We start from the raw sequence: 20814 nt of genomic DNA, 5'->3' as shown, positions 1-20814 counted from the left end.
CGCCCGCCGCGGGTCAATGCGGCTGGGACGAAAAACTGTTTCACACAATTGCCCGGGCGGACCGGCATCTCGAATCCGCACCGCGGGTCCTGCCTATTCCGCTTTCACGGAAGTTTCGGCGGCCCGGCAATATGCAATGGTGTTGTTGCGGCGGTACGAGCCGCCCTGGTTGACGCGGGCGCCGAGCACACCCCAACAATGCGCCCCCCCGCCCGCGTCGACCATGGCACGTGCCTGGACTTGTGATCCGGTCCGGGCAGGCCGGGCTGCTATGATGGGCGTTGCCGCTTCAGCCGCCGACCAGCACCTTCGTTGTCATCAGATTGACACCGGCTTCTGCGAATTCGCCATTGTGCCGGGCAATGATCTGCTCAGCGCTCTCGCTGGCGCTGTCCAGCGTGCTGTGGGCATCGGAAACCACGGTGACGCCGAGCCCTCTGGCGATCGCGCCCGTGACGGTTGCCGCGACGCAAAAATCGGTCTGCGCGCCAAGGAGCACCACAGCGCCGGCCCCCTGCCCGGCGACCCAGTCGCCGAAGGCAGGATTGCTGAAGGCATCGCGCACGGATTTGGCAAAGGTCGGTTCATCATCGGCCTGGCCAAGGGCGGGCCAGACCGGCCAGCCCGGTTCACCCGGCGCCAACGGATCGCCTTCGGGTCCATCATGCCTGACAAAGGCAACCTTGCGCCCACCCCGCCTTGCCCAGTCGATCACCGCCCGGGTCCGCTCTGCAATGACGGGCGCGTCATGGATCGGCGGCTCGTGCACGCCGTCGAACATGCCGGTCTGGAGATCGATGACGATGAGCGGCGCGTTGTCTGTAAGGCTAGGTGCTGACATGATTTTTACATAGCACGGCGGGCCAACCGATCAAGGTTGGGGTGGCGTGATAGCGGTGCCGGTCACGACTGTAGCCGACCTGCCAGTCCGACAAAAGTCAGCAGCGGACCAATGTCGTGCCGGTCGGCTGCCTTCAATGCCAAGATATAGGCCGCCCGCCTTTCGTTCATTTTCAGCAGATCCGCCCCAGCGGTCCAATCGATCGGATCGACGCCGTAGAGCTTCTCAAGCATGGCGTCCGCCAGGATACGGGCATGGCGCCCATTGCCATTCGCAAACGGATGGATGAACACGACCGGTGGTGAAGCCGCACGGCTGCTTCGATAGGCGCATATGTGCCCCGGTTCATCCAGTAGAGCGCATCATCCAGCGCTGCGTGCAATTGCACCCCGATTTGCATGGGATCGACGCCGATGTTCTTGCCGGTGGTCCTGAAGGTTCCTGCCCAGTTCCACACCTCGCCGAACAGCCGCCGATGAAGTTCGATGGCGAAACCGTCGGTGAGGATGTCCTTTCTTCGTGTCCGGGAAAGCCACAGCAGGCCGGACGTGATGTTGGCCTGCTCCAGCTCGTTGAGCTCGGCCTGGGTGGTGATGTGCCTATGCTTCAGTCCGCCGAGCTCGTTGGGATCAAGTGGCGTCGCGCCCTCGGGATAATCGGGCGCAATCGTCATTTGTCCTGCCAGAAATCGGACGGCATTTCATACATCAGTTTGCTCGTCAGGCGGCTCACTTCCTGATCCGTCCGGTTGCCGACCACCGCCTGGTCTTCGAGTGCCATGTGTTTGCCGGCCGTGGCGACAATCGCCTGCGCCTTTTTCCGTGCCTGAGCGACAATGATGGCCTCGATGGTGTCGCGCGGGACGAACGCATAGACGAACCGGCACCCCATCGCCTCGGCCGTGGCCTGCATCGACTTCAGGGTGACGCCGCCTTCGAGTTCGGCCTGTTCTACCTGGGCAATGCGGGCGCGGGTTACGCCCATCCGCCCTGCAAGCTGGGCGCCCGACATGCCGAGCGCCTTCCGCACAGTCCGTATCCAACCCTCCGCTGGAACCTGGATTTTACGGCCTTGGGCGAGATTCACCACCGACTGGTATTGTAGGCGAACGGCCTGCTTAACGCTCATTGTAAACTCATAAGTTGACAGGAAGATACATACTGTAAATATTCACATATACAAAATTATCATAAATGTCAACTTATACATTGACAATTCGGTGAGCGCTGAGCTCTCCAGCATTCACCCTGGCGCGCCGGCAAACAGCACCACGCCATCCCCGCCCGCCGCCGGCCAATCCCTGATGGTGCGGTCGTAGCCGCCGGTCAGCACCGTGCCGTCTGGGGCGAAGGCCACGGCGTAGATCGGGCCGGTCTGGCTGTCGAACATGGCGATCTGGTTGCCGGTTTCCATGTCCCACAGCCGTGCCGTGCCATCGAGCGAACCCGACAGCAGGCGCTTGCCGTCGGCGGACAGCGCCAGCGTATAGACCGTGCCTTCATGGCCTTCGAAACGCCTCACCTCGCGGCCGCTGTCGAGATCCCAGACCTTGATGGTCAGGTCGCCGCTGCCGGTGATCACATAGTGCCCGTCGGCGGTGAACACGGCGCCATAGGTGCCTTGCTCGTGCCCATGCCAGCTGCGCAGCTGCTTGCCGCTTTCGATGTCCCAGAGCTTCAGCGTGCCGTCAATGCTGCCGCTGAGCGCCTGCTTGCCGTCGGGCGAGACGGCGACCGCATTGACCGACCAGTCGTGCCCGGTCAGCACGTGCAGCACGGAATTGTTGACGAGGTCCCAGACGATGACATTGCCGGTGTCGTGCCCGCTGACGGCGCGCTTGCCGTCCGGGCTGATCGCCAGCTGCCTGACGCCGCCATTCTGGCCGGACTGGAAGACATGCAGCACAGCGCCATCGGCAAGTTTGCGCAGCACGATCTCGCCGTCGTCGCCGCCCGTCAGCGCGCTGACGCCGTCAGGCATATAGAGCGCGGTGCGCGCCATGTCCTTGTGGACGCCGAGGTTGCGGATCAGGTGCTTGCCGCCAATGTCCCACAGCTTGATCACACGATCGGTGCTGGCGCTCATGATCGATCGGCCGTCCGGCGCCACCGCCAGCCAGACGACCGCTTCGCGATGGCCGTCGGGCTGCGTCGGCGCCGCCGGCGGCGGTGGCGGCAATGGCGCCACCGTGGGCGGCGGAATGACCGCGACCTCCGGCGGCGACGGGGCGACGGGCGTCGGCACAGGCACGGCCACGGGCGGCGCAGGCGGCACCGGCGCGGCCGGCGGGTTGGCGGCTACAGATGGCGGAGTGGGTGGCGCCTCTGGCGGGGCTGGCGCCGGTGCCGGCTCCGGAGCCGGCGGCGCACTGGCGACATCCTGGCCCTTCGGCTCGGCGGGTTTGGGTTCGGCAAGTTTCGGTTCATCGGGCTTGGGTTCGACCGCCTTGGGTTCGGCTGCCTTGGGCTCGCTGGGCCGGCTGGCAATCTCGCCGCTGCCTTCATGCCACGGGCCGAACCGGTCGACGGCCAGTGCCGCCAGCACAATCAATGGCAAAGCGAGAAAGACCTTGCGCAGGCCGGGCCTGCCGGTCTCCTGCACTTCGGCAGCGCGGCCGAACAGCAGTGCTCCGGCCAGATGCGCAGGGCGCCCCGGCAACAGCCCGGCCCAGAACAGCAAGGCGCCGGCCACGCAGGCAAGTGCCGCCACGGCAAAAACCAGAAGCCGCAAGGAGGCCGCATCCGCTAGCAGCCCGGAAACGCCATGCCAGGCAAAGGCACCGGCGAGCGGATAGACCCGCACCAGGCAGGCCACGGCAGCCGCAGCCAGGACAAGCGCCAGCACCTTGTCAGCCAATCTGTTCATCGCGCTCTCCGCCCGCGGATTTGGATGAGGTTAGCAGCGCCGGCTGTATACCGCAAAGCGCCAGCCTCGCCTCCTGCCCTCATGTATATCGCCTGATATATCCTGGTTTGGGCTGGGGATACGCATAGAAACAATGACTTAAGCGTGAGGGCGCGCGCTCTACATTGCCGATTTATGCCCGATCGGACCGAAGCAATCGGCAATCCTGATGCCAAGATCTTCGATGCTCTGGTTGGGATAATCTGGACTATCCCCAGCCCAACATTGACAGAAGATCACGATGTGTCACACTCGCGACGGGATATAGTGGAGAGCTTGCATTATGAAGAAGATCTACGAGCGGCCGGCTCTGATCAAGAAGGGCAATCTGAAATCGATCACGGCCGCGACCAACGGCCCGGTCGTGACCTCGAATCCTCCGATACCGCAATAAGTCAGCCCGTCAGCATCAGGTCGTCCAGCACCATTTGCCAAGAGTGTTTCGTCGAGAGACGGACACGGGTTACTGCCTTGAGCATCGGCGCGTAGTGCAGCGGCGTCAGCGCCGACAGCGCCAACTGATCGCTGGCGACCAGTTGCACGCCCAGCCAACACTCGATCAGCGCGATCTCCCCTTCAGACTTCAGCCACGCTGCGCTCAGCAGCACCGAGTGGAACCCGAACGGGGTCTCGCGGCTGAACTCGGCCGGGTAGCCGCTGCTGGTATAGGCGACGTGATCGCCCGAGACATTGCCGTTGACATAGCCTTCACTGCCCTTGGTGTGGTCCTGCGCCATGGCGTTGAGGTTGCGCCATTGTAGTCCGGCATGGCCGCACGGGATCTTGCGGAAGCCACGCCCGGTCACGTCGTCGAAGCCGATCGTCCGCAGCGGGGCCCCGCCCGGCAATATTTGCGACGACACCAGCCCGAGATCGGTCGGATAGGGCGAAAGCGCAAGCTGCCGGTCAAGCCCGCCGCCAGAAATCACCACCATGTCGGCCTCGCCGGCAAGGTCGAGCCGGAAGGGTAAACCCGGCGCCAGCGCCAGGCTCTCCAGCTCTTGCCCGTCCGCCATCACCGACAGTGTCGCGGTGCCGTCTGCCACCATCCGGCCGGCCAGGCTGCGCGCCGGCGCCAGGCCGACCGGCTGGGGCAGGTCCTGCGACACAAGCCCGGCGGGCGAGCCCGCCGCCAGCCGGAACTCCTGCGATTGTATCTCGTTGGCGCTGGGCGAGCGCCAGCCCGGCGGCACCGAAACCGCGAACCGGTAGGTGCCGGGCGCGCGGATCACGGCATTGACCGAAGACACTGACATAGCGAAGTTGGCAAAGCCGCCATTGTTTGTCCTGGTTGAAGCGACGAAGCCGCCTTGTTCGTCGAACAGCCGCACCATGATGCCGGCCATCGGCCGGTCGCCCACGCCGTACGTCCCGTCGCGGTCGACATCGAAATAGACGAAGGACGAGTAGTTGACGGTACCGGTGCTGCGCTCCCAGTCGGTGCGCACCGCATAGTCGTTGGTCGGATCCGCCCGGCGAGCCGCGCGGCGCCGGGCTCGCGCCTTGCGCAACAGCCAGACGACGCATGCCGCGACCACAAGAATGGCAGCGGCCGCGAGCAGGATTTCGACCAGGCCGAAATCATGCATGGCGGGAGAGTCTCGATAGTGATCGACGGTCGCTGTTGGGAACGGCGTTCATGGATAATCTGGCTGCGCGATTGCTTTGTCGCAGCCTAGCTTGCGATACAGCCGCTGCACAGATGGGCGCTGGCGATCGGCCGCGTAGCCGTCAAGGCATCGCCAGCGCCATCACGTGCCCGGCCTCGGCGGTGCAGTGACCTGGTCCGTGACCAGGAGCTTTCTCACAAGTCCGACCGGACCGGGTCAACCACCAAGCGCATATTTCACCAGATGGCCCATGGTCAGGGACCTGCCTCCGATAGGCGGTTCCCAGTTCGGATCCTGGATCAGATACGAATGACCGTCTCCATAGGCCAGGCCGACCAGCGTTTCCGCAACGATACGACCTCCCACCGGGCCCAGATGGACCGGCTCCTCGTCGCCCTTGCTGCCCTTTTTCGAAGCGCGCTTGAACCAGTCGTGCTGCGCCTCCGCCAGCACATAGTACCAAAGCGGCGCATTGCCAGCGAATTCCCCATCGATGTCGACTACGCTCTTTGCACCTTTCATCTCGTCGAGGACGGCTTTTCCTATCTTCAGATCGGCATCGGGAATAACAGGCACCCCCATCGCCTGCGCCACGCTCTGTCCGCTTGGCATGCGCAAGGCGAGGCCGCGGAGCAGATTCCGCGCCGCGAGGTTGGCCGGGTCGTTTTTCGGATCGATCGGCTTGGCTTGCAGTTGTTCGAGCGTGAGCGGTGGTGAAGCCGGCACCGTCTTTGAAAACTCGGGAAGGAACCCAAGCGGATTCACCAGCGACGTGTCGATCTTGTACGCCGGCTGAGCCCGATGCTTGCCGCCCTTTTTACCTGACCCGTCAATGTCGAAGAACAAGCTCCAGTCGATGGCCCATTGGGTTGGAAATTCGTCGAAGCCGTTCAGGCCTCTGTTGGCGACGCCCGCGAATATGAAGAAGCGGCCGGCAAGTCCGCGAGCCTTCTCGTCAGGCGTTGCCGACAACGGATCGTCGCCCCCATTCAGCTCGGTATTCAGCCGATAGATCGGCCTCACCATCGAATGGCCAAACCGGTAGCCGGCGACCGAAAATTCCAGGGGCATGTAGGGCGCGTTGCGCCAGTGGAAGAACTGAAGCTTGGGCTTCTTTTCGGCGGCACTGGCAACTGACCGGCGGTGGGGGAGGATTTCGTCGATCAACTCAGCACCGCAGATACGCGGCAGGAAGTCGTTGAGAACCACATACTGATAGTGCCAACGCACCATGCGCTGGACTTCATCGAAGGTGGCTCCTTTCAGTTTTGGCTCGTCCATCAGCCGGTTGTGCAAGCGCATGAATATGCCGTGTAACTGGGAGACGATGACGTTCTCGTCGTTGCGCTTGTCCCCGATGAGTGCGCGGGCCGCGGTAGCGGGATTTTCCGGATCGCGGTAGCGCGGGAGATCCCGCGACGGTGAAGGCTTGTTCAGCTCGAGCAGCTGTTTCCCCAGCCGAAACTTGCCGTCGATATACAAATAGGGCTGGTCTGCCGGCCCACGGCCGTAGACGCTGTCCAGGTCAAGGCGGGGCGTCCTGAAATCCACCAGGCTGTCCGGATCATTCATCTGCATCAGCAAGGACGAAGGGTCGAAAGTGATGTCGTGGTCGATGAACTGACCGAGATAGGTATATCCAGCCGCGATGCCGGTGTTTTCTTCGTCATCCTGAATATGCTTGTCTGTCTCCGCCGCGGCCGTAGGCCTGTTGTCCGCGGTTTTCTCGGGATCGGCCGTCATCGCGTTCCCCAACGCCAGAAGCGCGCTCTGGGAATGAACCGCTGGAGCGAGCTCCCTGAACATCCGGCCGAAGCGGCCTTCGAACAAGGATGACCGGCGCGAGACATCGGCGCCTCTGATGCCGCCACCATGTGGGCTGAACGAACTTTTGGCTGCACTGGATTCCATGGCTGCCTCCGCAAATCATTTCGCTGATAGGAAATACGCGCGCATAAGTGCTGAGCCACGCGCATGCAGCGGCCCTCGGCACCATTTCATGATCAAGATCAACGGAATGGCCAATCGTTCCGCATTTTAACTCTGGGATTGGCCTATGCTTTTCAGTCCATGCTAATATCACAATAAAATATGACGACAGTCAAGATACCGATCAGTAAACTTGATAATTGATGCCAACAAATCTATCGTATTATACAACTCTAGGGAATCATTGCATTTTCACAGAGTTGCTGCTGGGCATTGGACTAGGCGCCCTCTCCAGTGAGGTTCTCAAAACCTGCTTCGGCCGATCAAAAAACCGACAAACAGGCTTTTATTCAAACCCGTTGTACCGGTTGCAATGCTGTGGCATTCCGGCGATCACTGGTGACCTCACCGACGCCCTCAGGACGGACAAGGAAGAACCACCAATCCGGTTTTCTTCGATCTGGATGCCGAGCTTGAGACAGACCGGTGTTCCATCCCCCTATTTCAGCTCTACCCAGACCGGCGCGTGGTCGCTGGCGCCATCCTGCCCGCGCACGTCGCGGTCGATACCCGCCCCCTTCAGCCGGCGGGCGAGCGTCTTCGACAGCAATATGTGGTCGAGCCGCAAGCCCGCATCGCGCGGCCAGCGGTTCCGACGGTAGTCCCAGAAGGTGTAGAGCGTCTCCTTCGGATAGACCTTGCGCAGCGCATCAAGCCAGCCCTGATCGAGGAGGGCCGCGAAGGCAGCACGACTTTCCGGCTGCACCAGCGCATTGTCGTCATAGGAGCGGGTGGCGTAGATGTCGCGCGGCTCGGGCACGATGTTGTAGTCGCCGGCCAGCACCACCGGCAGGCCCGTGTCGAGAAGCTGTTCGGCATGCGCCTCCAGCCGCTTGTGCCAGGCGAGCTTGTACTGAAATTTCGGCCCCGGCTGCGGGTTGCCGTTCGGCGCATAGAGGCAGGCGATGACGATGCCGTCGACCGCCGCCTCGATGTAGCGGCTCTGCCGGTCGGCATCGTCGCCAGGCAGCGCATCACGGGTCAGCACCGGCTCCGCGCCGCGCGCGAGTATGGCAACGCCGTTCCAGGTCGGCTCGCCCTTCCACACCGCGCTGTAGCCGGCACCGGCCAGCGCGGTGCGCGGAAACTGCATATCGCGCGCCTTGAGTTCCTGCAGGCAGACGACATCGGGTTTCGCCAGCGCCAGCCAGGCCAGCAGGTTGTCCAGCCGGCTGTTGATGTTGTTGATGTTGAAGGTGGCGAGTTTCATCGATGGATCAGGAGGCCACGCTGCCCGCCCAACCCCTCACCGTCTCGGCCAGCGTCTTCAGATGATCGGCGGTGGAGAATCCCGAAATGCTCTTACGCGGCTTCAAATCATGGTCGCCATCCTCGAGCCAGATCACCTCGATCGCATCGGACAATCCATAACCCGCCACCTCGTCCCGCGTGCCGAACTCATCGCGCGTGCCCTGGAAGATCAGTGTCGGCGTCTTCAGCCCGGTCAGATGTTTGGTACGCAACTGGTCAGGTTTGCCGGGCGGATGGAAGGGATAGCCGAGGCACAGCAGACCCGAAATCTCGCCTTTGGCGAACATCTCGTCCGCGACCATGGAGGCGACCCGCCCCCCCATCGACTTGCCGCCGATGATGAGCTTGCCGGTCACGCCCTTGGCCCTGAGGTCCGCGATCGCCTTGATATATTCCGGATTGACCGTCTCGGCGCGCGGCGGCGGCTTGCGGTGGCCGTAGCGGCGGGCGGCCATATAGTGGAATTCGAAGCGCGCCACCTGGAAGCCGCCGGTGGCCAGAGCCTTGGCGGTGGCGGTCATCGAAGGGGAATCCATCGACGCGCCGGCGCCATGCGCGAGCAGGATGGTGACGGGGGCGGTGTCGAAGCCGTCGAAGAGGAAGTGGGTCATGGAAACTCCAGCGTTGGCGACCCCTTCTCCCCTTGTGGGAGAAGGTGGCCGAGCGAAGCTCGGTCGGATGAGGGGTGTTCCAGCTTGGCGCACACGCTCATCGACGCCTCGGCAAGCAACAAGCTCGTCAATCTCTCATTCCTTCACGCACCCCTCGTCCGTCTCGGCGCTGACGCGCCGATCCACCTTCTCCCACAAGGGGAGAAGGAAGACGTTTACCCCGCCGTCCGCGCCAGCTGCATATCGACGAACTGCACGCCCTTGGCCGCCACCCCGCCCCATTCCGACTCCGGATCGAGCTCCAGATACCGCACCCAAAGCCGCCGCGCCTCGGCGAGATTGCCGGCGTCGAATTCCAGCCTGGCCAAATTGAACACCGGATCGGCATAGCTCTTGTCGAGCGCGATCGCCTTCTGCAGATGCCTTCGCGCCGAGGCGTCGCGGCCTTGCTCGCTCATCAGTCCGGCGAGGTTGAACCAGGCCTCGACGAAAGCCGGATCGAGCTTTATCGCCCTGGCATAATCATGCGCGGCATCCGCCGCGTGGCCGCCGGCGCGCAGGCAGTTGGCCCGGTTGAACGCGGCGATGGCGTCGCTCGGGTCGATGGCGAGACAGCGCTGGTAAAGCGCGGCGGCGCCATCATGATCGCCGCCCTCCTCCACCGCTTCGGCCTCGGAAAACAGCTCTTCCAGCGTGTCGTCGCCTTGTACCGCGCTGCCCAGATCGAACAGCAATTGGCCGTCAAGCTCGCTCTGGCCGCCTTCGAGATAGATCGCGTCGGGCCGGCCGTGCTGCGAGCCGACATTGAGCGATTTGGCGGTGAGCGAGGCGACCGGGCCGGAGCGGTGCACGGAGCGCGCGATCGCGCCCCAGGTCGCACCGCCGGCCACCAGCCCGGCATATTTGCGCGCCAGGATCAGGTCGCGGAAGGAATAGGGTTCCGCGTCATGCTCGAAGGCATCGAACAGCGAGAGCAGATCGAGATCGGCGCCGGACAGCCTGGATTGGTCGATCAGCGATTGCCTGGACAGTGACGACGCCTCCGGCCCCTTCATCAGGCCGAGCAGGCGCAAAAAACCGTTCTCGCTGATCAACGTGCGCCGGGCCGCACGTTCGGCGGCGACGCGACGCTCGATGTCGGCATCGCCGTTTTTCGTCAATCCAGCCTTGGCGAGAAGTGTGCGGCCGAACACGACATGTGTCGTGCGCCGCGTGATGCCCCGCCTGAGCTGGCCGTGCTGGCGCTCGACCTCGCGAGCCGCCAGCCTCAGCGGAAACGCCGCCAGCGCGCCGATCGTGCCGAAGACGGCCCCCGCGACCGAGACCGCCGGTGCCGTCATTTCTTGCTCTTGCCGACCGCCTTGAGCAGACTGGCCTTCAGCGGATTCTCAGGCGCACCGCCCGCTGCCGCTTTCTTGGCGGCGGGTTTTGCCGCCACTTCGTCGGCCTTGCTCTTCGACTTGGCCGGCGGCTTCGACTGCGAAAGGCTCGCCTTCAGCGCGTCCATCAGATTGATGACATTGCCGCGCTCGGGCGCGGCCGCGATGATCGGCTTGTGACCCTTGAGCTTCTCGCGGATCATCGCCATCAGCGCGATCTCGTAGCGGTCCTCGTAGTTCTTCGGGTCGAAGGTGGTTTCCTTCTGCTTGATCAGCGCTTCGGCCAGTTCAAGCATTTCCTCGTCGGGGTTGCCGGCCGGGATGTTGCCGAAATATTCAGCCGTGCCGCGCACTTCGTTCGGATTCCTCAACGTGCACACGAACATGCCGTTCTCGCGCGCGCCGATCGTCACCACCCGCTCGCGGCTGGACAGCACCAGCCGCGCGATCGCCAGCTTGCCGGATTTGCGCATGGCTTCGCGCAGCACGGCAAAGGTTTCCTCGGCCATCGCGCCATCGGGCGCCAGGTAATACGGCGCGTCCTGGTAGATGACATCGACCTCGCCCTCGTCGACGAAGGCCTCGATGTTCATGGTGTGGTTGGATTCGATCCTGACCGCGTCGAGGTCGGCATCATCGATGATGATGTATTGCTTGTCCTCGTACTCGTAACCCTTGACCAGATCCGAGCGCTCGACCAGCCCGAGTTCGGGATCGACCGGCTTCATGTTGATGCGGTTGTGGGTCTTCTTGTGCAGCTGATTGAACGAGATGCGCTCGCTGGTCGTCGTTGCGGGGTATAGCCGCACCGGACAGCTGACGAGGCTGAGCTTGAGGTAACCTTTCCAACTTGCCCTGGGCGCCATGATACACTCCTACGCGGCCATGCACTGACATTTTTGACTGAGCATGATCTTACCCAAAAACCGGTTCCCACTTTTTGGGATCATGCTCTCTGCAGCGCTTTTCGTCCGAAGGACGATCAAGCCTGCGCAAATCCTACACCGACCCCGCACAATACCGGCAAATCCCTGACGAAATGTTTTAGGCCGCCGGAAGGTCGCGGGGAGGAAGATAATTCAAATTGTCGGAAGCGTCGATGGCGGAGCGCCAGTTCCTCGCCCCCGCGAAGGCGGGGGAGAGGTGGCTCGGCGAAGCCGAGACGGAGAGAGGGAATGGCGCGAACCTGTCCTTGGGCGGGCTCGGGGAGCCATATTCCAACCGTCGGCGCAGCCCCATCTCCGACCGCTTCGCGGCCACCTCTCCCCCGTTTCACGGGGGCGAGGAACCCTAGGTCTTCAAGGCCGGCAAATCCCGCGCAAACTCATCAATATCCGCCCACGGATCGCCCGACGTCTCCAGCAGCCCCGGCAGCGAGGAATAGTTCAGATCCTGCGGCGCATCGATCGCCTCCAGATCGCTCCAGCTCACCGGCGTCGAGGCCGGCAGATTGGTCCGCGCCCGCAGCGAATAGGGCGCTGCTGAGGTGTGGCCGCGGGCGTTGCGGTGATAGTCGATGAAGATGCGCTTCTTGCGGTTCTCCTTGCCCATCGTGGTGGTGAAGGTGTCGGGCGCGGTTGCCGCCAGATGGGTTGATATGGCGCTGGTCGCCTGATGCAGCTTCTTCCAGTTCTGCTTCTTCGTCACCGGCACGGTGATGTGGATGCCGTTGCCGCCCGACGTCTTGGCGAAAGGCACCAGACCCAGCCCTTCCAGCTCGCCCTTGATGTGGACGGCGGCCTCGACCACCTCGCGCCAGGAAATCCCCTCGCCCGGGTCGAGGTCGAAGACGATCTGGTCAGGCTTGTCGAGGCTCAAACGGTGCGTGCCCCAGGTGTGGAACTCGACGACGCCGAACTGCGCCAGCGCCAGATAGCCCTTTGCCCCCTCGACCGAGAGATAGGATTTGGTCTCGCCCTCGGAGTTGGTCGCCTGGAACGTCACCACCGAAGGCGGCATGCCGGTGAAGGTGTGGCGCTGGAAGAAACAGTCCTTTGGCAGGCCGGTCGGGCAGCGCACCAGCGACACCGGGCGGCCAAGGATGTGCGGCAGCATGAAGTCGCCGACCAGCGCGTAGTAGACGGCGATATCGAGCTTGGTCGGCCCGGTCTTGCCGAACAGCCGCCGCTCCGGATTGGTCACCCAGATGGTGGCAAGGTCTGCCTCCGAGATCAGCCGCTTGCGTTTGGCCGAGACCGGCGTCGACAGGCCGACATCCCTGAGACCGCGAAACACGCCATGGCGCAGCGCATTGTCCGCCGTGCGGTTGGCATAATGGATGCGCGCCGAAAACAGCGGTTTCACCCAGTGCATCTCGCGCATGATTTCGCGCGGCACCCCTTCGGGCGGCGTCGCACCCGATGTCAGCGGCTCCAGCCGGGCGAGCAGGTCGGCCGCCGTCTCGGCATCGAAGCCGGTGCCAACCTTGCCGCGATAGTGCAGTTCGCCATCCTCCCACTCGGCCATGCCGAGTGCGGCCAGCCCTTCGGCCGCTTGCGAAATCGTGTAACCCGCGATGACGAAATCGTCCTTCTGCAGCGCCTTGCACTTGGTCCAGCTCTTGGTGCGGCCGCTCTGGTAGATCGCGCTGGCGCGCTTGGAGATGACGCCTTCAAGCCCGAGCTCCGTCGCCTGGTCGTAAAGTCCCTGCCCCGAGCCCTCGACATGGTCGGAGAACTGGATGGCGGAACTGGCGCCAAGGCCGCCAAGCAGTTCGGCCAGCAGCGCCTTGCGCCGGATGAGCGGCACCTTCATCAGGTCCCAGCCGTCGAGGTGCAGCAGGTCGAAGGCGTAGAAATGCAGCTTGCTGCCGGCGCCCTCGGCCAGCGCATCCTGCAGCAGCGCGAAGCGGCTGATGCCCTTGGCATCCAGCACCATGATCTCGCCGTCGACAATCGCCTCGCGGCACGGCAGTTTGGCGAAGGCATGCGGCAGGTCGCCATAGCGCTTCGTCCAGTCGATGCCGCCTCGGGTAATCAGCCGCACCTGCCCGTCGCCGAGATGCGCCATGGTGCGGTAGCCGTCGAATTTGATCTCGTGCAGCCAGAGCTCGTTCGTGTTCTCGGCAGGGCTTTCACCGCCCGGCGGCTTCGGCACCTGCGTCGCCAGCTGCGGCTCGATGCGGCTCAGCGCCGGCGCCTTCACCGCGCCTGGCAGCATACCGGGTTTCAAGGAACCCGGCTTGGGCGCGGGCTTCGCGATCGGCTTCGCGGCTGCCGCCAGTTCCTCGATGCGCAACCCGGATTTCACGCTTTCCGGCCGCGCTTCCAGAATGTTCAGGGCCGTATCTGCGGCGAGATCGCGCTCCTTGAACAGCAGCCAGTTCTTCTTGTTCTCATCCTCGCCGGGCTTGGGCTTCAGCCGGGTCAGCATCCAGCCGCCATTGAGCTTTTCGCCGGCGAGGCGAAACTTGAAGGCGCCCGTGCGAAGGCTTTTGCCGACATCGTCCATCGGTGCCCAGGTGCCGGTGTCCCAGACGATCATCGGCCCGCCGCCATACTCGCCCTCGGGAATGACGCCCTCGAAGTCGATATATTCGAGCGGATGGTCCTCGGTCTCGACCGCCAGCCTCTTGTCGGCCGGGTTGAGCGAAGGCCCGCGCGGCACCGCCCAGCTCTTCAGCACGTCGCCGACCTGAAGTCTGAGGTCATAGTGATCCGCAGTGGCATGGTGCTTGTGCACGACGAAGCGGTTGCCGTCGCCAGTGATCAGCCCGCCCGCCGGCTCCGGCGTCTTCGAGAATTCACGCTTGGCGCGATAGGTCTTGAGTTTGGCGGGAGCGGGCATGGGTCAGGCGGCGGTGGCAGGTGCGCCAGCATGGTGCGCGGAAACGGCGGTCACGCTCTCAATCGTCGGCGGCCGGCGTCAGCTCGAGCTCGGCCGGCGTAAGCCCCTGCCGCAGCTGGGCGAGGCGGAATTCATCGACCCAGTAGGCCTCGCCGTCGACCAGCACGCGTGCCCGGTAGGCGCCGTCCGAGAAGCTTTGCGCGGTGATGTAGACCTTGTGGGCGTCGAGCGCCTTGCGCACCGCGGCGCGCTTGGCATTCTGGCCGATGACGGGACTGAACATGACGCTGCCCTCGGTCGCCCTGGCACGCCGGCGACTGCCCTCAAGGATGACGGAGACGCGCCGTCCTGTCAATTTGGCGGTGCCGGGCCAACCCTTGGTCATGCCAAAAACCCCGCATCCCTGTCGAAATCCGCTCCCTGCGAACGACATTGGTGCGGCGCCGACGAGGCGCGATCACGTCAAACGACAGGGAGCACCATCATGGCCAAGATGCTTGTCATCTACAAAACCCCCGCCGATCCGGCGGCCTTCGACCGGCACTATTTCGACATCCATCTGCCGCTCGCAAAACAGCTTCCCGGGCTGCGGCGCTACGATGTCAGCAAACAGCCGATCGTGAACATGCTACCAGGCGAGACGCCCTACATCGTGGCGACCCTCTATTTCGACAGCCTGGACGCCATGCGTGCGGCCTTTGCCACCGAGATCGGCAAGGCCTGCGCCGTCGACCGGCGCAAATACGCGCCTGACGACCGTGTGACGATGCTGCTTTTCGATTCCAAGGCGATGTGAATCGTTAATTCGCGGGCAGGCCTCAGGGGCAGAAAAACCCGCCGTCTTGCGGCGGCGGGTTTGATGGTCCACGTCGAACGACTGTTTGATGTCAGAACGTGGACGGGAGCGCTAGCGCAATTTCAGGAAAAGTGTGAAACAGTTTTCCAAGGCAAAGCGCAAGCGCTTTGCCTTGGGAATTGCGTCAAAACAAAGAGTTAGAGCGGTTCGCCGTTTCCATGAAACGGTGAAACGCTCTAGCGCCGTCAAGCTGTGGCTGAAATACCTCGGCGGGAACGCCATCGCCGAGCGGCCCTTGTCTCAGACATCCTCACTGTCGAAGATCAGCATATCGGCGCCACCCGTCGCGAAGATCTGGAGATCGGCCGCGGCCGCCTGCCCTTCGGCGCTGGCAAACGCATTCTGGATGGCGGCCAGGTCGTCGAACTGCAAGGTGGCGATCAGATGGACCTTCGCTGGTCCCGCCGGCGTCATCACCGGGCCGCGGCTGATTTCATAGCGCCGCAACCCCGGGATGGTCTTGGCCAGCGGGATATGCTTTTCGCGATAGTAGGCATCGAACGCCGCCGGATCGCTGGGTGTGCCGTACATCACCACCAGGCTTGCCATCATTGCCTCCTGCAATCATTGCGCTGCGGGAGCGTGATGACTTTGCCGGGAGCTTGTCAATCGGCTGGATGACAGCCTCAGTTCTTCAATCGCCGGAATCGCCGCATCACGCCCTGCACGGCCTTGTACAGCCCCGGCTTGGAGCGCACGAAGAGCTCGGTCTTGCCGCGCAGCTTGATATAGGCGGTCGAGCCCCTGCCCTTCAGCGTCACCGCCTCGCACAACTCGGCCAGCACCGCGCTCGAAGCGCCGATATGCTGCTTGTATCCCTGGCTGCCGACCGAGAGGTCGAAATAGCCGAGCCCCTGCTCGCGTGCCCACACCATCAGCTTGCCGATCGTCGTCAGGCCTGGCGAGACGTTGGGAACCGCGTCCTGGTCAATCCCGAGCAGAAGCGCGTGCAAGGTGCCCTTCATGACCAGCACGTAGATGACGGCGAGATAGGCTTCACCGACACGCAGCCCGAACAGCCGCACCGAGCCGTCGGACAGGCCCTGCAGGGCGGCGTTGCGGTAGAACTCGACGACTGGCGCCTGCGTCAGGAGGTCGAAACGCCCGAGCTCGCGGAAGCGGTTGAGCCTGAGCTCCAGAAGCGTGGCGAACTGCTCCTCCACCATGTCAGGCGTCTCGGCTTCGACCAGATCGAGCTTGCCCATCTGTTGGAAGCGGCGGCAGTGCTTGTGGAAATTTTTGGCGAATGACGATTTGCAGATGCGCTTGATCAGCGTCTCCGGATTGCCATCCAGGGCCAGGCCCGAGGCGATCTGGATGGAGTCGCGCACCGCCGAAAGCAGCGCCAGCGGATTGTCGACGCCGTGGATCTGTTGCGGGATTCCCGCGATGTGGAAGCGGTCCGTTGGCGGCAGCACGGCGCACGCCGCCGCCCAGGCGGCGTCCGCACTCTGCCTGGTCCAGGGTCTCGCATCGGCCAATAGCGGCGCTGCGTAGTCGCACACGCCGCCGCTCAGCCATTCGATCACAGTGTGGCCCCGAGCCCGGCGGCGCATCAGCGGCAGCAGCATGACCGGCGCATCCGTGGCGACGTCATTCACCTCGACGACGAGCAGCTCAGCGTTTTCGGGCATCAGCCGTTTGGCGATCCCCTCCACCCAGGCAAAGCCCTGGTGGCCGGTGCACAGGCCAGTCTCTTCAAGGCGCAACCATAGGGGCTTTACGGTGTCGAAGCTGGTGTGCAGCCGCGCCGCATAGCCCGCGACGGCGCCCAAACCGCCGACATCAGAGGAAAGTGGTTGGTCCGGTGCATCCCCCACCGCGACTATTCGCATTGCCTGGCCTGCCACGTACTCTCCTGTCGTTCAGGCCTGCCTTCAACGTCCTCCACGCGAACGCCGCAAACCTCGCATCAGTCCCTGGGCCACATTGAGCAGCCGTGGTTTGGATCGCACGAAGGCCTCGGTCCGGTTGCGGACATCGATTGCGGTGTTCGCCGCCCTGCCCCGCATCGTGTAGCCGTGGCAGAGTTCCACAAGAACCGAACCCTTGGCGCCCATATTTCCCTTGTAGCTCTGGTTGCCGACCGACAGGTCGAAATAGCCAAAGCCCTGCTGGCGTGCCCAGCTCATCAACCTGCCCATGATCAAGAGGCCCGGTGAGACGTTGGGCACGACGCTCTGGTCCATAGCTATCAGCAGAGCATGAACAGTCCCTTGATGGACCAGCAGATATTGAACCGCGATCAGCGCCTCGCCGACGCGCAGCCCGAACAGCCGCACCGAACCGTCCGTCAGGCCCTGCAGAGCTGCGTTGCGGTAGAACTCGACAACGGCCTCCTGCGTCAGCAGATCGAAGCGGCCAAGCTCGCGAAACCGGCTGAGCCGCATCCGCACCAGTTCGCCGAAGATATGCTCCACCTCGGCCGGCGTACCGGCCTCGACCAGTTCCACGCCACCGAGCCGTTCGAGGCGACGCCAGTCCTTGCCGAATTCCTTGACGAAGGAGGGCTTGCAAAGGCGCTTGAGGACGGTTTCCGGGTCGCCGTCGATGGCAAGACCAAAAGTGGTTTGGATGGAATCGCGCGCGGCCGCGAGCAAGGCCAGCGGATTGGCGACGCCGCTGATCCGCTGCGGTATTCCCGTGATATGGAAGCGGTCCGCCGGTGGCAGCACGGAACGCACCGCCGCCCACGCAGCCTGCGCGGATTGTGCGGTCCACGCGCTCGCATCGGCCAGCAGCGGTGCCGAATAGTCGCAGACGCCACAGCTCAGCCATTCGATCACCCGATGGCTGAAGGCTGGCCGCAGCATCAGCGGCACCAGCATTAAGGGCGCACCCGTCACCGCGTTGTTCACTTCAACGATGAGCAGTTCGGCACCTTGCGGCATCAGCCGCGCGACGATCCCCGCAGCCCACGCATAATTCTGGTGACCGGTGCACACACCGCTTTCCTGAAAGCGCAGCCAGAGCGGCCTGACCGCTTCGAGACTTGTGTGCAATCGCGCCGTGTAGGCGTCGTTCGCGAGAACGGCCACAGGATGGGAGGCTTCCCCTTCGGGCAAGCCGTCCACCGCAGCAATTTGCACTGCCTGGCCTGCCAAATCCATCTCCTATCGCCTCGCCGCGGCGAACGTGACCGCCCGCCGCCAGGAACCCAAGCGGCTGTTACGCTGCTGGTCCGGGTGCTCGATATTCCACATACGGTGATGCACGAAATACCATGATGCCGCGAGCACGAAGATCTCGGAGACCGCGGAACCCAGCAGCGCCCACGGCGGGGACGCGATTGCCAGCAGCACGGCGATCAGCGCCAGCCCGACGATCGCGCCGCCCAAGGTTATGAAGGCGACGATGCGGAAATCGCCGAGGATCTCAAGCACGATGCGGGGCATGATGTAGAGCATGATCGGGATAAAATTCGCTGTCACGAAAAGCCCGATGAACCCGACCGAGGCATCCTGGAGAGCCTGGGATTTGATCATCGGCAGGACGAACAGGATGGCGCATCCATAGGCCAGGCCGCCGAGCCCCATGACCACCGACCAGATCTTCGCCTGCGCCCAGACGCGGCGCGTTTCGCCCAGCCGCATCAGCTTGGCCAGCTCCGGCTGCGTCATGTTCACGAAAGCAAGGCTGATGATGCGCAACGGGGCGAACAGCACGATCACCGCCGCCAGCGGTGCATAGGCGGCAGGCCCGGCAATGCCCGCGACCAGCAGCGCCAGGCATTGGCCCTGGATGTTGGTGGTGGTCGCGCTGAACGCCGACCAGCACAGCTGGCGCCACAGCCTGGTATAGCGCCGGCGCGTCGGCATGCGGAAGGAGATGCGGACCGTCCGGCGCGCCAGCCGGACCAGGACGAAGATCCCAATCACATTGGCCGCGGCAAGGGCATAGAACACGGTCTGCAGCGCGGCCCCGGCGAACCAGATCGCCAGCCCCGCGAGCACGGTGCCGGCGATGGTGAAAGCGGCATCGCTGATGGAGACGATCACCTGCTGGCGGCGCGCGAAGAATGCCGTGCGCATATGGCTGCGCAGCGACCATGCGCCGACGAAGCAGCCGGCGGCAATGCCGCTCGGGTCGCCCAGGAGATGCATCAGGACAGCCGTGCCGACGGCCATCAGCAGCGCCACGACCAGGGCCGCCGTTCCGAAGGCCACGTCATGGGCATCGACGCCGGCGCTGTTGGTGCTCTTGCCCATCCATATCGAGGCGGGAACCGCGGTGAGCGACCTGATGTAGGACAGGCCGACGCCGCCCATCACCATGGCGATGGCGAAAAGGCCGTAGCCTTGCGCCGACAGCATGTGCAGCAGCGCGATGTTGAGGGCAAAGTGAAAGCCGCTCTGCATCGCCTCGCCGCCGATCATCAGCACGAGGCGTCGTACCAGATGGATCGGGAACTTCACGGCCGTGTCTCCGCCTGGCGGGTGCTTGCCACCCTGCCCGGCCTTGCGATTGCGGCTTTCAGCTTGTCGGCGGCGATCGCCGCGATCGCGGCGGCGGCAACCGGCTCGCTGAAAATCGTCTCGTAGCGCTTGCGCCCGGCGGCGACAAAACCGCGCCAGGCCTCGGGGGCGAGGATGATCTCCCGCAACTTCGCGGCCAACGCTGGTGCATCGCCCGGCGGAACATGCCAGCCGGTCTCGCCGTCGGCGACCACCTCGACCAGACCGCCGATCGCCGACACCAGCGGCGGACGGCCATAGGCCATCGCCTCGATGGCGACGCGGCCGAGCGATTCCGGACGCCGCGACGGCACGGTGACGATGTCGGCCCAGCGATAATGCTCCGAAGGGTCTGATATGAACGGCAAGGCCCTGACCTGTCCGGTGAGCCCCATCGTTTCGACCAGTTCGGCGAGCGCGCGCTCGCGCTCGACGCTTTCGAAGGCGCCGCCGACCAGCCGCACCTCGATCCTCGACTTCAGTTCCGCCGGCAGCGAGGCGATCGCCTGCAAAAGCACTTCCTGGCCTTTGATCCGGTTGATGCGGCCAAGCAGCAGCACCCGCAGCGGGCGTTGGCCGTCATAGGTCATCGCTTGCGCAGCCGCCGGACCGGCAACGCCATTGTAGACAACGTAGGAGCGCGCGGATCTGGGCTCGCCGAACGTGGCGCGCGTCGCTTTCGAATTGAAGATGAGGTCGGCATGGCTCCAGTGCATCAGGCCGACGAGGATCCGGCGCAGCACGCCTTCGGGAATTTCATGGATGTGCAGCAGCGCCTTGCTGGGCAACAGGCGCGAGGCCAGCGCATAGTCGGCGACGATCGAGGTGTTGACATAGACGAGGTCGCAATCGCGCAACCGCCGCCAGGCCCGCCACAGCGCCACCGGCAGCCGCGCCATCTCGATGGTCGCCAGCCTCAGCATTGCCTGGCGCCGCAGCACCCAGAGCGGCTCGAAAACGATGCGGCTGGCATGAGGCTCCAGGATTTCGACGATCGGTCCGCTGCGCGGCAAGACCACTTCGATGTCGGCGGACGGAAACGCGGCGCGCAACGCGGCGACGCTCTCCGCGAAGCTGCGGTCGGAACCGTAGAGTTCGTAGCCCTGATGGATGCAAGCAATCCGCATCTTCAC

At 63.9% G+C, this 20814-nt stretch carries 18 protein-coding genes and 1 pseudogene; 2 read left to right on the top strand and 17 right to left on the bottom strand.

The window, feature by feature from the left end:
- Positions 1-289: 289 nt before the first annotated feature.
- The 4 genes and pseudogenes from AC0V8S_RS15210 to AC0V8S_RS15195 all read right to left on the bottom strand — a co-directional run bounded on the left by AC0V8S_RS15210 (position 290) and on the right by AC0V8S_RS15195 (position 3706).
- A complete protein-coding gene (locus AC0V8S_RS15210) occupies positions 290-841 on the bottom strand; it encodes an isochorismatase family protein (RefSeq protein WP_475438192.1) in 552 nt (183 codons plus the stop codon).
- A gap of 62 nt (positions 842-903) precedes the next feature.
- Positions 904-1514 (bottom strand): annotated as a pseudogene (locus AC0V8S_RS15205) (mobile mystery protein B).
- Entirely contained in the window at positions 1511-1969 is a 459-nt protein-coding gene (locus tag AC0V8S_RS15200; RefSeq protein ID WP_475438191.1) for a mobile mystery protein A, read from the bottom strand. The pseudogene AC0V8S_RS15205 and the gene AC0V8S_RS15200 overlap by 4 nt, the downstream one beginning before the upstream one ends.
- A 114-nt stretch (positions 1970-2083) precedes the next feature.
- Entirely contained in the window at positions 2084-3706 is a 1623-nt protein-coding gene (locus AC0V8S_RS15195) for a WD40 repeat domain-containing protein (RefSeq protein ID WP_475438190.1), read from the bottom strand.
- A gap of 322 nt (positions 3707-4028) precedes the next feature.
- On the opposite strand from AC0V8S_RS15195, the gene AC0V8S_RS15190 reads away from it, so the two are divergent.
- Positions 4029-4139, top strand: coding sequence for a putative RiPP precursor (locus tag AC0V8S_RS15190; protein ID WP_192021935.1), 111 nt, complete (start codon positions 4029-4031; stop codon positions 4137-4139).
- A 1-nt stretch (position 4140) separates the two neighbouring features.
- On the opposite strand, the gene AC0V8S_RS15185 is transcribed toward AC0V8S_RS15190, so the two are convergent.
- From AC0V8S_RS15185 to AC0V8S_RS15150, 8 genes are all read right to left on the bottom strand, one after another.
- Positions 4141-5334, bottom strand: coding sequence for a hypothetical protein (locus AC0V8S_RS15185; protein WP_475438189.1), 1194 nt, complete (start codon positions 5332-5334; stop codon positions 4141-4143).
- A gap of 237 nt (positions 5335-5571) precedes the next feature.
- The gene (locus tag AC0V8S_RS15180; protein WP_183461604.1) at positions 5572-7266 is read right to left on the bottom strand and encodes a peroxidase family protein; all 1695 of its coding nucleotides are present in this window, start codon (positions 7264-7266) and stop codon (positions 5572-5574) included.
- Positions 7267-7783: 517 nt separating this feature from the next.
- The gene (locus AC0V8S_RS15175) at positions 7784-8554 is read right to left on the bottom strand and encodes an exodeoxyribonuclease III (RefSeq protein WP_475438188.1); all 771 of its coding nucleotides are present in this window, start codon (positions 8552-8554) and stop codon (positions 7784-7786) included.
- Between the two features lie 7 nt (positions 8555-8561).
- A complete protein-coding gene (locus AC0V8S_RS15170; RefSeq protein WP_475438187.1) occupies positions 8562-9206 on the bottom strand; it encodes an alpha/beta hydrolase family protein in 645 nt (214 codons plus the stop codon).
- Positions 9207-9421: 215 nt separating this feature from the next.
- The gene (locus AC0V8S_RS15165) at positions 9422-10546 is read right to left on the bottom strand and encodes a tetratricopeptide repeat protein (protein ID WP_475438186.1); all 1125 of its coding nucleotides are present in this window, start codon (positions 10544-10546) and stop codon (positions 9422-9424) included.
- Positions 10543-11451 (bottom strand): non-homologous end joining protein Ku, encoded by a 909-nt coding sequence (gene ku, locus AC0V8S_RS15160; protein WP_475438185.1) that lies wholly within the window; start codon positions 11449-11451, stop codon positions 10543-10545. The genes AC0V8S_RS15165 and ku overlap by 4 nt, the downstream gene beginning before the upstream one ends.
- Positions 11452-11875: 424 nt before the next feature.
- Positions 11876-14371: a DNA ligase D gene (gene ligD, locus AC0V8S_RS15155; protein WP_475438184.1), complete on the bottom strand. Its 2496-nt coding sequence runs from the start codon at positions 14369-14371 to the stop codon at positions 11876-11878.
- A gap of 58 nt (positions 14372-14429) precedes the next feature.
- Entirely contained in the window at positions 14430-14756 is a 327-nt protein-coding gene (locus tag AC0V8S_RS15150) for a hypothetical protein (RefSeq protein WP_244661800.1), read from the bottom strand.
- Positions 14757-14855: 99 nt separating this feature from the next.
- Here AC0V8S_RS15150 and AC0V8S_RS15145 point away from each other — a divergent pair, with 99 nt between their 5' ends.
- Positions 14856-15167: an EthD family reductase gene (locus AC0V8S_RS15145; protein WP_475438183.1), complete on the top strand. Its 312-nt coding sequence runs from the start codon at positions 14856-14858 to the stop codon at positions 15165-15167.
- A gap of 300 nt (positions 15168-15467) precedes the next feature.
- On the opposite strand, the gene AC0V8S_RS15140 is transcribed toward AC0V8S_RS15145, so the two are convergent.
- The 5 genes from AC0V8S_RS15140 to AC0V8S_RS15120 all read right to left on the bottom strand — a co-directional run bounded on the left by AC0V8S_RS15140 (position 15468) and on the right by AC0V8S_RS15120 (position 20808).
- Positions 15468-15776, bottom strand: coding sequence for an EthD family reductase (locus tag AC0V8S_RS15140; RefSeq protein ID WP_183461615.1), 309 nt, complete (start codon positions 15774-15776; stop codon positions 15468-15470).
- Between the two features lie 77 nt (positions 15777-15853).
- Positions 15854-17077, bottom strand: coding sequence for a GNAT family N-acetyltransferase (locus AC0V8S_RS15135; RefSeq protein WP_475438182.1), 1224 nt, complete (start codon positions 17075-17077; stop codon positions 15854-15856).
- Positions 17078-17104: 27 nt separating this feature from the next.
- The gene (locus tag AC0V8S_RS15130; protein ID WP_183461617.1) at positions 17105-18337 is read right to left on the bottom strand and encodes a GNAT family N-acetyltransferase; all 1233 of its coding nucleotides are present in this window, start codon (positions 18335-18337) and stop codon (positions 17105-17107) included.
- Positions 18338-18340: 3 nt separating this feature from the next.
- A complete protein-coding gene (locus tag AC0V8S_RS15125; protein ID WP_475438181.1) occupies positions 18341-19642 on the bottom strand; it encodes an MATE family efflux transporter in 1302 nt (433 codons plus the stop codon).
- Entirely contained in the window at positions 19639-20808 is a 1170-nt protein-coding gene (locus tag AC0V8S_RS15120; protein ID WP_475438180.1) for a glycosyltransferase, read from the bottom strand. The genes AC0V8S_RS15125 and AC0V8S_RS15120 overlap by 4 nt, the downstream gene beginning before the upstream one ends.
- Between the last annotated feature and the right edge of the window lie 6 nt (positions 20809-20814).

The organism is Mesorhizobium oxytropidicola, from assembly GCF_056174625.1.
Note: the sequence above shows the minus strand (reverse complement) of the source record. Positions and strands in the feature narration are given on the sequence as shown.